Source organism: Ramlibacter sp. MAHUQ-53, assembly GCF_052600055.1.
In genome coordinates this window covers 52,036-65,962 of sequence record NZ_JBQWTS010000008.1, presented here as the reverse complement: position 1 = coordinate 65,962, position 13,927 = coordinate 52,036, and the positions used below count along the sequence as shown (strand labels likewise).

Here is a 13,927-nt window from a genome sequence, read left to right as displayed (position 1 = left end):
GGTAAAACGTATTGTCTTCTTGTAACAACATGACGAGCGCCGAACACTCTGCCTTGACCCCTGATGACTACCTCCGCCGTGTCCTGACGGCCCGGGTCTACGACGTTGCGGTCGAGTCGGCGCTGGAGCCGGCGCGCAACCTCAGCCGTCGCCTGCACAACAAGATCCTGCTCAAGCGCGAGGACCAGCAGCCGGTGTTCAGCTTCAAGCTGCGCGGCGCCTACAACAAGATGGCCAAGCTCACGCCCGGGCAGCTCGAGCGCGGCGTGATCTGCGCCTCGGCCGGCAACCACGCCCAGGGGGTGGCGCTGTCGGCGCACCGCCTGGGTTCGCGTGCGGTGATCGTGATGCCGGTAACGACGCCCGGCGTGAAGGTGGAGGCGGTCAAGGCCCTGGGCGGCGAGGTGGTGCTGCACGGCGACAGCTACTCCGACGCCTACCAGCATGCGCTGACGCTGGAGAAGGAGCAGGGCCTGACCTTCGTGCACCCGTTCGATGACCCGGACGTGATCGCCGGCCAAGGCACGATCGCGATGGAAATCCTGCGCCAGCACCAGGGCCCGCTCGATGCGGTGTTCGTCGCCATCGGCGGCGGCGGGCTGATCTCGGGCGTGGCCAGCTACATCAAGGCGGTGCGGCCCGAGGTCAAGGTGATCGGGGTGCAGATGAACGATTCCGACGCCATGCTGCAGTCCGTCGAGGCCGGCGAGCGCGTCACTCTGTCCGACGTGGGCCTGTTCTCCGACGGCACCGCGGTGAAGCTGGTGGGGGAGGAAACCTTCCGCATCGCCAGCGACCTGGTGGACGACTACGTCACCGTCGACACCGACGCGGTGTGCGCCGCGATCAAGGACGTGTTCGTCGACACCCGCAGCATCGTCGAGCCTGCCGGGGCGCTGGCCGTGGCCGCGATCAAGCAGTACGTGACCGATCGCAAGACCCGCGGTGAAACGTACGCCGCCATCCTGTGCGGCGCGAACATGAACTTCGACCGCCTGCGCTTCGTCGCCGAGCGGGCCGAGGTGGGCGAGGAGCGCGAGGCGCTGCTCGCGGTGACCATCCCCGAGGAGCGGGGCAGCTTCCGCCGCTTCTGCGCCCTGATCGGCGAGCTGCCCGGCGGGCCGCGCAACGTGACCGAGTTCAACTACCGCATCAGCGACGCGGCCCAGGCCCATGTGTTCGTGGGCCTGACCACGCACGGGCGCGGCGAGTCGGCCCGCATCGCGGCCAGTTTCAGCAAGCACGGCTTCGAGGCGCTGGACCTCACGCACGACGACCTGGCCAAGGAACATATCCGCCACATGGTCGGCGGCCACTCGGCCCTGGCGCAGGACGAGCGCCTGCTGCGGTTCGTGTTCCCCGAGCGGCCCGGCGCGCTGATGAAGTTCCTCTCGCACATGCAGCCGAACTGGAACATCAGCCTGTTCCATTACCGCAACCAGGGCGCGGACTATGGCCGCATCCTGGTCGGCCTGCAGGTGCCGCCGTCGGAGGAGGCGCAGTTCCAGGCCTTCCTCGACACGCTCGGCTACCCGTTCGTGGACGAGACGCAGAACCCGGTGTACCGGCTGTTCCTGCGCGCCTGAGCGCGGCCGGCCTACTGCGGCAGCGGCGGCAACTCGAGGGTGAGCGCCGCCGGGGCGCCCGGGGCCGGGCCCAGGCGGGCGCGGCGGCCTTCCACCGACTGCAGCACCAGACCGGCCTCGACCGCACTGCCCACGGCGAAGGGCTTGGGCGGGCGGCCATCCACCGCGATCAGCGCCGCGCCGGCGCCGGTTGCGCCGGCGACCACCCCCGTCAGGACGAAGCGGCTGGCCAGGGCTGGCGCCGCGGCCGGCTCGCCCGGCGTGCCGACCGCGCCGAGCAGGCGCGCAATGGCCGCCGGGTCGGGCGCCTCGGGCTGGCGCACCACCGCGGGCGCCGCCGAAGCCCGAGCACCAGTGCCGGCGATGCGCAGGCCCCAGTACGCCGCCCCCAGCACCGCCAGCGCCCACACCACGAAGGTGGCGGCGCCCACCAGCCAGCGCTGGGCGCGTGCGGAGCGGGTCGCGTGCAACATGCGTCGATTATCATGGCCCACACCCCCTTCGAGATGTCGAGATGATGAAGAGAACCGGCTTCCTGTTGCGCCGCCTTGCCGGCTTCACCCTGATCGAGCTGATGGTCGTGCTGGTGATCATCGGCGTGCTGGCCGCCCTCATCGTGCCCAACGTCCTCGACCGCGCCGATGACGCCCGCGTCACCGCCGCACGCACCGACGTCAACAACCTCATGCAGGCCCTCAAGCTGTACCGCCTGGACAACCAGCGCTACCCGAGCGGCGAGCAGGGCCTGCAGGCACTGGTCACGCGCCCCACCGCGCAGCCCGTGCCCCCCAACTGGAAGCCCTACCTCGAGAAGCTGCCGGCCGACCCCTGGGGCCGGCCCTACCAGTTCCTCAACCCCGGCGTGAAGGGCGAGATCGACGTGCTGTCGCTGGGCGCCGACGGCCAGCCCGGCGGCGAAGGCAAGAATGCCGACATCGGCAGCTGGCAGTAAGCAGGCCGGCTTCACCCTGATCGAATTGCTGGTCGTGGTGGCGATCATCGCCATTGCGACCGCCGGCGTGGCCTTCGCCATCCGGGACAGCGCGGGCAACCAGCTCGAACGCGAGGCGCTGCGCCTGGCCGCCCTGCTGGACGCGGGCCGCGCCCAATCGCGCAGCACCGGCCAGCCGATACGCTGGGTCCCCACCGAGAACGGCTTCCGCTTCGAGGGCGCCGCCGCCGGAAGCCTGCCTGCGCAGTGGCAGTCCGGCGACGTGAGGGTGCAGGGCACCACCGCGCTGCTCCTCGGCCCCGAGCCCCTGATCGGCGCGCAGGCCGTGGTGCTCGAGTCCGCCAGCCTGCCGGGGCGCCGGCTGCGCGTGGCCACCGACGGCCTGCGCCCCTTCCGCGTGGAAGGCGCGAACCCATGAGAGCCCCCCAGCGCGGATTCACGCTGGTGGAGGTGCTGGTGGCGCTGGGCATCGTGGCCATCGCCCTGGCCGCCGGCCTGAAGGCGACCGCGGCCCTCACCGACAACGCCCGGCGCCAGTCCGACGTGCTCCTGGCCCGCCTGTGCGCGGAGAACGCGCTGGTGGGCGTGCGGCTGTCGCAGCAGATGCCCGGCATCGGCGAGACGGTAGCGAGCTGCGAACAGGGCGGCGAGACCTTCGAGGTGGCGCTGGCCGTGGCGGCCACGCCCAACCCGAACTTCCGCCGCGTCGACGCCAACGTGCGGCGCGGCGCCGAGCCGGTGCTGCGGGTGTCGACCATCGTGGGGCGCTTCTGAGATGGCCGGCCGCCACGCCCTGCGCGGGTTCACGCTGGTCGAACTGCTGGTGGCGCTGTTCGTCATGTCCCTGGTCGCCGTGCTCGCCTGGCGCGGCCTGGACGGCATGACGCGCGCCCAGGCCGCCACGCAGGAGCGCGCCGACCACGTGCTGGCGCTGCAGGTCGGCCTTGCGCAATGGAACACCGACCTCGACGCGATCGCCCAGGTCCCAGACCGCTCCGCCCTCGACTGGAACGGGCGCGTGCTGCGCCTGACGCGGCGCGCCCCGCCCGGCATGCCCGAGGGCCTGGTGGTGGCCGCCTGGACTCGGCGCGTGGTCGAGGGCCGCACCACCTGGCTGCGGTGGCAGTCGCCCGTCCTGGCCACGCGCAGCGAGCTTGAGCAGGCCTGGCTGCGCGCCGACACCTGGTCGCAGAACCCGGGCGATGCCGAGCGCGCGGCCGAAGTCGCGGTGGTGCCGCTGGCCCAGTGGCAGGTGTTCTTCTTCCGCGGCGGCGCATGGACCAACCCGCTGTCCAGCGACGAGCCGGCCGCCGGCAGCGAGGCGCCCCCGCGCGGTACCGGCAGCGGCACCGGCCAGCAGGCCCGCGCCGACGGCTCGAACGTGCTGCCCGACGGGGTGCGCGCCATCCTCACGCTGCCGCCGGACCACCCCCTGGGCGGCACCCTCACGCTGGACTGGGCCAGCCCGCGCGTGGCGGGAGGCCGTTCGTGAGCGCGCGCCGTCCGAGCCCCGCCCAGCGCGGCGCCGCCCTGCTCTCGGCGATGCTCACCGTGGCCCTGGTGGCCACGCTCGCAGCCGCCGGCCTGTGGCAGCAGTGGCGCGCCGTCGAGGTCGAGGGCGCCGAGCGCACGCGCATGCAGGCCAGCTGGATCCTCACCGGCGCGCTGGACTGGGGCCGCCTGATCCTGATCGAGGACGCCAAGTCCGGCGGCGTGGACCACCTCGGCGAGCCCTGGGCCCTGCCGCTGCAGGAGGCGCGGCTGTCGTCCTTCCTCGCGGCCGACCGGCAGGCCGCCCCCGAGGGCTCGGTGGTCGACGAGGCCTTCCTCTCGGGCAGCATCACCGACCTGCAGTCGCGGCTGAACGTGAACGACCTCGTCGAGGACGGCAAGCCGTCCGAGGCGGGGCTGCGCGCCTTCCAGCGCCTGTTCGACGTGCTCGGGCTGCCGCCCACCGAGCTCGAGGCGCTGCAGTCCAACCTGCTGCGGTCCCGCGCCGCCGGCGCCCGGGACCCGCTGGCGCCCCTGCCGGCGCTGCGCATGGCCGACCTGGAGCGGCTCGGCCTGTCGCCGCGCACCCTGCAGGCGCTGGCCCCACATGCCACGCTGCTGCCCGCGAAGACCACGGTCAACCTGAACACCGCCAGCGCGCAGGCGATCTTCGCGGTGATCCCCGGCATCGGCCTGGCCGACGCGCAGCGCATGGTGACGGCCCGGCAGTCCGCGCACTTCCGCAACCTGTCCGACGCCCTGAAACTGCTCGACGAGGGCCAGGGCGCCGTCGAGACGCCCCTGGCCGCCACGGCCAGCCAGTTCTTCGAGATCCGCGGCCGGGTGCGGCTGGACCGGGCCATCGTCGAGGAGCGCAGCGTGGTCCAGCGACAGAACACCAGCGTGCGCACGCTCTGGCGCGAAGCCAGCGCCTCGACCGCGCCGCCTCGCTGAGGCAGGCCCCGCACGGGCCAGCGGATCCGTGCAGAGTCTTACTCGGGTTCCAGCTGTCACGAACCCGTCCCTACAATGGCCGCAGTCCATGAGTTCGCTCTACCTCCTGCTGCCGACCGCCCCCGTGACGGGCTCCACCGAATTCGCCTACGTGCTGTCGGCCGACGGCCGCACGCCCGGCGCCTCGGGCCGCGCGGCGGCGAACCTGCTGCCCCAGGCCACAGGCCCCGGCGCGCAGGTGGTGGCCGTGGTCCCGGCGCAGGCCCTGTCCTGGCACCGCATCGACTGGCCCCGCGGCCTGTCCGCCAGCTCGCCGCGCCTGCGCGCCGCGCTCGAGGGCCTGCTCGAAGACCGCCTGCTGGACGACCCCGAATCCCTGCACTTCGCACTGGAGCCCGGCGCCGCCCCCGGCGGCCCGGCCTGGGTGGCGGCCTGCGACCGGGCCTGGCTGCGCGGGGCGCTGCAGGCGCTGGAAGCCGCCGGCCGGCCGGCGATGCGCGTGGTGCCCGAGCTGTCCCCCGGCACGCCCACGGCCCTCCACGCGCGCGGCGAGCCCGAGTCGGCCCAGTGGCTGGTGCGCCATGCCGAGGGTGTGACCGTGCTGCCGCTGTCGTCGGCCGGCCTGCCCCTGCTGCCGCCGCTGCCCGAGGACGCGCCCTGTTTCGCCGAGCCCGCGCTCGCCGCCCACGCCGAGCAGCTACTACAGCGCCCGATGGTGCTGCAGGCCCCCGCGCAGCGCTGGCTCGAGGCGGCGCAGGGCGACTGGGACCTGGCCCAGTTCGAGTTCGCCAGCTCCGGGCGCGCGCGCACCGTCAAGCGCCTCACCACCGGCCTCGCCGGCCTGCTGCACGCGCCGCAGTGGCGGCCGCTGCGGTGGGGCCTCGTCGCGCTGGTGGCCGCCCACCTCGTCGGCCTGAATGCCTGGGCCTGGCGCGAGCGCGCCTCGCTGGCCGCCAAGCAGCAGGCCGCGCGCGCCGTGCTCACGCAGACCTTTCCGCACGTGAAGCTGGTGGTCGACGCCCCGCTGCAGATGGAGCGCGAGGTCAACGCCCTGCGCCAGGCCACCGGCACCGCCGGCTCGCGCGACCTCGAGACCCTGCTCGGCGCGCTGGCCGCCGTGGCACCGCAGCGCGGCATCACCGCCCTGGAGTACGTCGCCGGCGAGTTGCGCGTGCGCGGCCTGGGCTGGACCGAGACCGACCTGCGCGCCGCCGAGCCCCGCCTGCGAAGCCAGGGTCTCGCCGCCCGCCTGGAGGGCGAGCTGCTGGTGCTGCGCACGGAGTCCGGCACATGAAGGACATGAAGGCACTCGCACGACACCCCCGCCTCGCGCAGGCCCGCCAGCTGTGGCAGGCCCAGCCCGCACGCCAGCGCGCGCTGCTGGTCCTGGCGGCCCTCGTCGTCGGCGTGGCGCTGGTATGGGGCGTGGCGCTGGCCCCGGCCCTGGCCACGCTGCGCACCGCGCCCGCGCAGCAGGCCGCGGCCGACGCGCTGCTGCAGCGGATGCAGGCACTGCAGGCCCAGGCGAGCGCCATGCAGTCGCAGCCGCGCATGAACCACGACGACGCGATGCGCGCCCTCGAGGCCGCGACACGCCCGCTCGGCGAGGCCGCGCAACTCGTGCCCGCCGGGGACAGCGCGACGCTGGCCGTCAACGGCATCCCCGGCGACGCGCTGGCGCGCTGGCTCGCGAAGGCGCGGGTCGATGCGCGCGCGCAGGCCGGCGAGGCCCGGCTGACCCGCAACCCCCAGGGCACCTGGGACGGCACCGTGGTGCTGGCCCTGCCCCCCCGCTGAGGCCCCCGCGCCCGATGGCCCGCGCCCTGCCCCTGCTGCCCGCGCCGCGCCGCGCGCCCTGGGGCTGGGCCGTCTCGGGCGCGCTGGCCGGGCTCGCCGCCGCCCTCGTCCTGTTCGCGCCGGCGCGCTGGCTGGCGCAGGCCGTGGCCGGCGCCAGCGATGGCCGCGTGGTGCTGGAGGACGCGCGCGGCACGCTCTGGGACGGCTCGGCCCGCCTGGTGCTCACCGGCGGCCCCGGCAGCCGCGACGCCGCGGCCCTGCCGTCCCGCCTGGCCTGGCGCATGCGACCGGCGCTCACCGGCCTGGGGCTGGCGCTGTCGGCCGACTGCTGCACGCCGCAGCCGCTGCAGGTGCGCCTGCAGGCCCGCGGGGACGGCGCGCAGCTCACCGTGCTGGATGCCGCGCCCACCCAATGGCCGGCGGCCCTGCTCGCCGGCCTGGGCACGCCCTGGAACACCCTGCAGCTCGAAGGCGACCTGCAGCTCGCCACGCGCGGGCTGGCCCTGCGCTGGACACGCCGGGGCCTCGAGGTCTCGGGCGGCGCCGAAGTCTCGGCCTTGCGGATCGCCTCGCGCCTGTCGACACTGCGGCCCATGGGCAGCTACCGCCTGAGCCTGGCCGGCGGCGACACGCCGGCCCTGCGCCTGGACACGCTCGAGGGCAGCCTCCTGCTGTCCGGTCAGGGCCACTGGGCCGGCGCCCGCCTGCGCTTTTCCGGCGAGGCCGCGGCCGCGCCCGAACGCGAGGCGGCCCTGTCCAACCTCCTGAACATCATCGGGCAGCGCCAGGGGGCGCGCTCCCTCATCACCATAGGGTGACGACCATGTCCGCACACAAGCCCTCCTCTCCTGCCGCCGTGATCGCCGCCGTGCTGGCCCTGCTCGCCGCGGACCCGGCCCTCGCCCAGGCGCCGGCTTCCGCGCCCGCACAGGCCGCGGCCCCGGCCCCGGCAGCCGCCGCGACACCCGCACCGGCAGCCCCCGCGCGCGCGCCGGCGGCCCGCCCCGCCGCGGGCGAGCCGGTCACGCTGAACTTCACCAACGCCGAGATCGAGGCCGTGGCCCGCACCATGGCCAGCATCACCGGCCGCAACATCGTGGTGGACCCGCGGGTCAAGGGCACGATGAGCCTCACCACCGAGAGGCCCGTCCCGCCGCAGGCCGCGTACAACACCTTCCTGGCCACGCTGCGCCTGTCGGGGTTCACCGTGGTCGACGCGGCCGGCATCCTCAAGGTGGTGCCCGAGGCCGACGCCAAGCTCCAGGGCGGGCCGGTGTCGGTGGGCAGTGCGCCCGCCGGCAGCCAGATGGTCACGCAGATCTTCCGCCTGAACCACGAGTCGGCGAACAACCTGGTGCCGATCCTGCGGCCCCTGATCAGCCCGAACAACACCATCAACGTGAACCCCGGCAACAACTCGCTGGTGATCACGGACTACGCGGACAACCTGCAGCGCATCGCGCGCATCGTCGCCGCGCTCGACATCTCCAACGCCACCGACGTCGAGGTGATCCCGCTGCGCCACGCGCTGGCGCCGGACCTCGCGCCGCTGGTGCAGCGGCTGGTCGAGGGCGGAGGCGCCGCGGCCGGGGGCGCGCCCGCGGCCGCCGGCATCGACGCCGCGCTGCGCACCACCGTGATCGCCGAGCCGCGCAGCAACGCGCTGATCGTGCGCGCGCCCAACGCCGCCCGCATGAACCTGGTTCGCTCCATCACCGAGCGCCTGGACCAGCCCTCGACGCAGAACGCGATGGGCAACATCCACGTGGTCTACCTGAGGAACGCCGAGGCCACGCGCCTGGCCACCACGCTGCGCGCCGCCATGGCGGGCATGCCCGCGGCCGCCGCCACGGGCGCCACCGCCACCCCCGTGGCCGCAGCGGCGCCGGTGGCCACCGCGGTGCAGGCCGGCGTCGCCGCGGGCGCCAGCCCCGCGACCGCCGCGATCCAGCCCACCGCCCAGGTGCAGACCGGCGGCCAGATCCAGGCCGACCCGGCCACCAACTCGCTGATCATCACCGCGGCCGAGCCCCAGTACCGCCAGCTGCGCGCGGTGATCGACCGGCTCGACTCGCGCCGCGCCCAGGTCTACGTGGAGAGCCTGATCGCCGAGGTCAACGCCGACAAGGCCGCCGAGTTCGGCTTCCAGTGGCAGAACATCCTGGGCAACAGCAACAGCAGCGTGTTCGGCGTGGCCGGCACCAACTTCAGCATCGGCGGGCAGAACATCATCTCGCTGGCCACGGGCGGCGGCGCCGCGCTGCCCGCCACCGGCGCCAACATCGGCATCGTGCGCAACGTCAACGGCACCTACCTGCTGGCGGCGCTCGCCCGCTTCATCGAGTCGCAGGCCGACGGCAACGTGCTGTCCACGCCCAACCTGCTGACGCTGGACAACGAGGAAGCCAAGATCGTCATCGGCCAGAACGTGCCCTTCGTGACCGGCCAGTACACCAACGCCAACGTCGGCAGCGGCACCGGCAGCGTGAACCCCTTCCAGACCATCGAGCGCAAGGACGTCGGCCTGACCCTGCGCGTGCGCCCCCAGATCAGCGAGAACGGCACGGTGAAGATGCAGATCTTCCAGGAGGTCTCCAGCGTCCAGGCCGGCACGGACAAGGCGCCCAACGGCCCCACCACCAACAAGCGCTCGATCGAGTCCAACGTGGTGGTGGACGACGGCGGCGTCATCGTCCTGGGCGGCCTGCTGCAGGACGAGTACGCCGGCACCGAGCAGAAGCTGCCCGGCGTGGGCGACGTCCCCTTCCTCGGCCGCCTGTTCAAGAGTGAGACCCGCAGCCGCAAGAAGACCAACCTGATGGTGTTCCTGCGTCCCGTGGTGCTGCGCGATGGCGCGCAGGGCGACGCGCTGACCCTGGACCGCTATGACCTGATGCGCACGCGCCAGCTGGCGGCGCAGCCGGTGCCAAGCGCGGTGCTGCCGGTGGACGGCACGCTGGTCATGCCGCCGCTGCCCGCGCGCCCGCCCCAGGCCACCCCGCCCGCCGCCGCCCCGGCGCCGGTGCCCGCACCGGCCCTGCCGGTCCCGGCGCCCCTGCCGCCCGCGACCGATCGCCAGTAAGCCCAGGCGCCTGCCATGCCCCGCTACCCATTGCCCTATGCCTTCGCCCGCGGCAACCAGCTGCTGCTGGAGGAGGACGCCGGCGAGCTGACCCTGTGGCATGCCGGCCAGCCCCCCGGCAGCGCCTGGAGCGAGGTGGTACGCCGCCACGGCCTGCCGCAGCTGCAGCAGCTCGACGCCGGCGCGCTGGCCCAGCGCATCACCGCGGCCTATGCCCAGGGCGAGTCGAGCGCCGCCAGCGTGGTCAGCGAGGTGCAGGCCGACGCCGACCTCTCGCGCATCATGCAGGAGCTCCCCGCGGTGGAGGACCTGCTGGAGACCGCCGACGACGCGCCCATCATCCGCATGCTCAACGCGCTGCTCACGCAGGCCGCGCGCGACGGCGCCAGCGACATCCACATCGAGCCCTACGAGCGCCACTCCTCGGTGCGCTTCCGGGTCGACGGCACGCTGCGCGAGGTGGTGCAGCCGCACCGCGCGCTGCACGCGGCGCTGATCTCGCGCCTGAAGATCATGGCCGAACTGGACATCGCCGAGAAACGGCTGCCGCAGGACGGGCGCATCAGCCTTCGCATCGGCACCCGCGCGGTGGACGTGCGCGTCTCCACCCTGCCCAGCGCCCATGGCGAGCGCGCCGTGCTGCGCCTCCTGGACAAGAGCGAGAGCAAGCTCAGTCTCGAGTCGGTGGGCATGGCCGGCGAGACGCTGCAGCGGTTCGAGCAGCTGATCGCGCAGCCCCACGGCATCATCCTGGTGACCGGCCCCACCGGCTCAGGCAAGACCACCACGCTCTACGCCGCGCTCTCGCGGCTGGACGCCCACACCACCAACATCATGACGGTGGAGGACCCGATCGAGTACGAGCTGCCCGGCATCGGCCAGACGCAGGTCAACGCCAGGATCGACCTCGACTTCGCCAAGGCCCTGCGCGCCATCCTGCGCCAGGACCCCGACGTCATCATGATCGGCGAGATCCGCGACTACGAGACCGCGCAGATCGCCATCCAGGCCTCGCTCACCGGCCACCTGGTGCTGGCCACGCTGCACACCAACGACGCCTCCAGCGCCGTCACCCGCCTGACCGACATGGGCGTGGAGCCCTTCCTCCTGAGTTCTTCCCTGCTCGGCGTGCTGGCGCAGCGGCTGGTGCGCAAGCGCTGCCCCGCCTGCGCCGGCGCGGGCTGCGGCGAGTGCGGGCAGACCGGCTACCAGGGCCGCACCGGCATCTTCGAGCTGATGGCGGCGGACGACGCGATCCGCGCGCTGGTCCACAACCGCGCCAGCGAAGCGCAGATCCGCGAGGCCGCCCTCGCCGGCGGCATGACCCTGATGCGCGACGACGGCGAACGCCTGGTGCGCGAGGGCGTCACCTCGCGCGAGGAGCTGGTGCGCGTCACGCGCGACTGAGCCGCACCTCGCGCGCCGCGCGCCGCACGCGCTCGGGCACGCCGCCGCGCCCGGGCAGCTCGATCGGCGGCGGCGTGCTGCCGTCCTCCTCGTCGGGGGGTACCGAGGGCGGCTTCGGCGGCGCGGGCGCGCGAGGGTCGTTTACCGGGGGCACGGGTTCGGGCACGGGGACATCGTCATCGGGGCACATGGCTTGGGCTCCAGGAGCGGGAACAGGCAAGGTCTGGCCGCTGGCTGCGAGGCGCCTCACGCGGGCTGCAGATGCGAGCGCAGGATGGCGGCGAGCCGGTCCGGGTCGGCCGGCTTGGTGAGGTGGTGGTCGAAGCCGGCCTCGGCGGCGCGCGCGCGGTCGGCTGCCTGGCCCCAGCCGGTCAGCGCGATCAGCACCGGCCGCTCGCCCTCGCCGGCCTCGGCGCGCAGGCGCCGCGCCACCTCGTAGCCGGTCATGTCCGGCAGGCCGATGTCCAGCACGACCACGCCCGGGTGGTGGCGGCGCGCCTGCGCCAGCGCGCCCGCGCCGTCGCCGGCGGTGACCACCGTCAGGCCCTGCATCTCCAGCAGCAGTTGCAGGGTGTCGGCGGCGTCGGTGTTGTCGTCGACCACGAGGACGGTGGAGGCCTCCGGCGCCCGCGCCGGGGCCGGGGCCGGGGCCGGGTCCGGGGGCGCCTGGGGCGCGGCGGCAGCAGCAGCGGCATCAGAAGCGGCCAGGGCCAGGGCCGGGGCCGCGGGGGGTGGCGGTGGCGCAGCCGGCGCCCGCATCGGCAGCGTGATCTCGAACTCGGCGCCGCGGCCCGGCCCCGCGCTGCGCGCGTCGACGCGGCCGCCATGGAGCTCGACGAGCCGCCGCGTCAGCGCCAGCCCGATGCCGAGCCCGGCGTTGCCCGAGTGGCCGCTGCGGTGCTCCTGCGCGAACAGCTCGAACACCCGGGGCAGCATGTCCGGCGCGATGCCCTGGCCGGTGTCGCGCACGCGGATCACCGCCTCGGGGCCCTGGTCCGACCCGCGCGTCGCCAGGGTCACGTCGACGCGTCCCGGCGGGGGCATGAACTTGCAGGCGTTGTTCACGAGGTTGGACACGCACTGCGCCAGCCGCGCCGCATCCACCTCGGCCTCCACGGGCGCCTCGGGCAGGTCCACCTGCAGGGCGTGGCCGCTGGCCTCGAGGCAGGCGCCACCCACCTCGAGCGCGCTGCGGACCACCTCGCGCAGGTCGGCCGGCTCGCGCCGCAGCCTCAGGTTGCCGAAGTTCAGGCGCGAGATGTCCAGCAGGTCGTCGACCAGCCGCGTGAGCTGGGTGCCCTGGCGCTCGATCACCGCCACCGCGTTGCGCGCGCGCTCGCCGGGCAGGGCGGACAGCCGCAGCACGTGCGCCGCGGCGCGGATCGGGGCCAGCGGGTTGCGCAGCTCGTGCGAGAGCGTGGCCAGGAAGGTGTCCTTCTGCCGGTCGGTCTCGCGCAGCGCGCGCTCGGCCTCGATGCGCTCGGTGATGTCCACCTGCACCACCACCCCGCCGACGATGTGTCCCGCCGGGTCGAGCACCGGCGCGGACGCCAGCATCGTCACCCGCCGCTGGCCGGGCCGGTCGAACGGCTCGACCTCGACGATGTCGTGGCACTCCTCGCCATGCAGCACCGAGCGCGCCAGGCCCCACTCGTGCGCCTGGATCCGCTGGCCGGCGCGCGGCGAGTCGCCGGCCCACCAGCCTTTCCACTCGCCGTAGCCGTCGATGGTGTCCGAGTACGGCGCGATGCCCCAGATGCGGCGGTTGGCCCGGTTCATCCTCAGCAGGCGGCCCTGGGCGTCGGCCACGATGATCCCGGCGGGCACGGTGTTGAAGGTGGCGTCGAGCAGGCGGCGCTCGCGTTCGGCCGCCGCGGCGGCGGACAGCGCCTCGGCGCGACTGTGCTCGAGGTCGACCAGCGCCTGCACGCGCGCGGTGACGTCGACCACGCAGGCCACGAGGCTGCGGGGCGGGCCCTCGCCATCCTCCAGCGGGGCGAGCTGGAAATCCGCCGTCATGGCGGCGCCGTCGCGGCGCCGGACCTCGATGTCGCGCCGCACCACCTCCCCGCGCGCCGCGCGCCCGACGGCCTCACGCACGGCGTCGCCCCCCTGCGGCCCGGCCGTCCACCACGGCAGGTCCCACAGCCGGCGGCCGACCAGGTCCTCGCGGCGCAGGCCGTAGGCTGCCAGGGGCGCCTCGTTGACCTCGCGCAGCGTGCCGTCGGCGTCGAGCAGCGCCACATGGGCGGACAGCTTGTCCAGCACCAGCCGCACGCGGTCGCCGGTGTCGCGCACCTGGCGCTCGGCGCGGTGCGCGCGCCGCAGGGCGGTGTTCATCACCTGGATCACCACGCAGTCGACCAGCAGCACGCCCGAGAAGAAGGCCAGGGCCACGAGGTCCGCATGGCCCATGGCGCCGAACCCGGCGGGGTCGCCCATGAACCAGTACCAGGCGGCGAGGATGCTCAGGCCCGACGCCAGCAGCCCGGGGCCGATCCCGGCCACGAAGGTGGTGATCAGGACGGCGGGGAAGAACGAGAGGAAGGGAAAGCCCGCCTGCGGCAGGAGGCCGACCATCGCGAAGCGTGCGGCCAGTGCCAGGCCGGTCAGTGCCAGGGCGAGGGCGTAGCGGGCCACCCCGCGCCACAGCGTCAT

General features: G+C 74.2%; 14 protein-coding genes. 11 read left to right on the top strand and 3 right to left on the bottom strand.

Annotated features, from left to right (window positions below; translation table 11 throughout):
- The first annotated feature begins 29 nt into the window (after window positions 1-29).
- Window positions 30-1,586 carry a threonine ammonia-lyase, biosynthetic gene (gene ilvA / locus ACT80S_RS13120; RefSeq protein WP_377416448.1) on the top strand — a complete coding sequence of 519 codons (1,557 nt, stop codon included), beginning with the start codon at window positions 30-32 and terminating at the stop codon, window positions 1,584-1,586.
- 11 nt (window positions 1,587-1,597) lie between these two features.
- On the opposite strand, the gene ACT80S_RS13115 is transcribed toward ilvA, so the two are convergent.
- On the bottom strand, window positions 1,598-2,059 hold the full coding sequence (locus ACT80S_RS13115) for a type II secretion system protein N (protein WP_377416446.1): 462 nt from the start codon (window positions 2,057-2,059) through the stop codon (window positions 1,598-1,600).
- A gap of 41 nt (window positions 2,060-2,100) precedes the next feature.
- Here ACT80S_RS13115 and gspG point away from each other — a divergent pair, with 41 nt between their 5' ends.
- The 10 genes from gspG (at window position 2,101) to ACT80S_RS13065 (ending at window position 11,269) form a co-directional block, all read left to right on the top strand.
- Entirely contained in the window at window positions 2,101-2,538 is a 438-nt protein-coding gene (gene gspG / locus ACT80S_RS13110; RefSeq protein ID WP_377416444.1) for a type II secretion system major pseudopilin GspG, read from the top strand.
- A complete protein-coding gene (locus ACT80S_RS13105; RefSeq protein WP_377416442.1) occupies window positions 2,513-2,956 on the top strand; it encodes a type II secretion system protein in 444 nt (147 codons plus the stop codon). The genes gspG and ACT80S_RS13105 overlap by 26 nt, the downstream gene beginning before the upstream one ends.
- Window positions 2,953-3,312: a type II secretion system minor pseudopilin GspI gene (gene gspI, locus ACT80S_RS13100; protein ID WP_377416440.1), complete on the top strand. Its 360-nt coding sequence runs from the start codon at window positions 2,953-2,955 to the stop codon at window positions 3,310-3,312. The genes ACT80S_RS13105 and gspI overlap by 4 nt, the downstream gene beginning before the upstream one ends.
- Before the next feature lies 1 nt (window position 3,313).
- Window positions 3,314-4,030, top strand: coding sequence for a PulJ/GspJ family protein (locus ACT80S_RS13095; RefSeq protein WP_377416438.1), 717 nt, complete (start codon window positions 3,314-3,316; stop codon window positions 4,028-4,030).
- Complete coding sequence (gspK, locus tag ACT80S_RS13090) at window positions 4,027-4,983, top strand: type II secretion system minor pseudopilin GspK (protein ID WP_377416436.1); 957 nt, start codon at window positions 4,027-4,029, stop codon at window positions 4,981-4,983. Before ACT80S_RS13095 ends, gspK begins: the two co-directional genes overlap by 4 nt.
- 88 nt (window positions 4,984-5,071) lie before the next feature.
- On the top strand, window positions 5,072-6,277 hold the full coding sequence (gspL, locus tag ACT80S_RS13085; protein ID WP_377416434.1) for a type II secretion system protein GspL: 1,206 nt from the start codon (window positions 5,072-5,074) through the stop codon (window positions 6,275-6,277).
- A complete protein-coding gene (gene gspM / locus ACT80S_RS13080; RefSeq protein ID WP_377416432.1) occupies window positions 6,274-6,780 on the top strand; it encodes a type II secretion system protein GspM in 507 nt (168 codons plus the stop codon). Before gspL ends, gspM begins: the two co-directional genes overlap by 4 nt.
- Before the next feature lie 14 nt (window positions 6,781-6,794).
- A complete protein-coding gene (gspN, locus tag ACT80S_RS13075; protein WP_377416430.1) occupies window positions 6,795-7,598 on the top strand; it encodes a type II secretion system protein N in 804 nt (267 codons plus the stop codon).
- A gap of 5 nt (window positions 7,599-7,603) precedes the next feature.
- Window positions 7,604-9,862: a type II secretion system secretin GspD gene (gene gspD, locus ACT80S_RS13070; RefSeq protein ID WP_377416428.1), complete on the top strand. Its 2,259-nt coding sequence runs from the start codon at window positions 7,604-7,606 to the stop codon at window positions 9,860-9,862.
- Between the two features lie 15 nt (window positions 9,863-9,877).
- Window positions 9,878-11,269, top strand: a complete 1,392-nt coding sequence (locus ACT80S_RS13065; protein ID WP_377416426.1) for a GspE/PulE family protein — start codon at window positions 9,878-9,880, stop codon at window positions 11,267-11,269.
- Here the strand turns inward: ACT80S_RS13065 and ACT80S_RS13060 are convergent.
- Together ACT80S_RS13060 and ACT80S_RS13055 are read right to left on the bottom strand one after the other, a co-directional pair.
- Entirely contained in the window at window positions 11,256-11,459 is a 204-nt protein-coding gene (locus tag ACT80S_RS13060) for a hypothetical protein (protein ID WP_377416424.1), read from the bottom strand. The genes ACT80S_RS13065 and ACT80S_RS13060 overlap by 14 nt on opposite strands.
- A gap of 56 nt (window positions 11,460-11,515) precedes the next feature.
- Entirely contained in the window at window positions 11,516-13,927 is a 2,412-nt protein-coding gene (locus ACT80S_RS13055) for a hybrid sensor histidine kinase/response regulator (RefSeq protein WP_377416422.1), read from the bottom strand.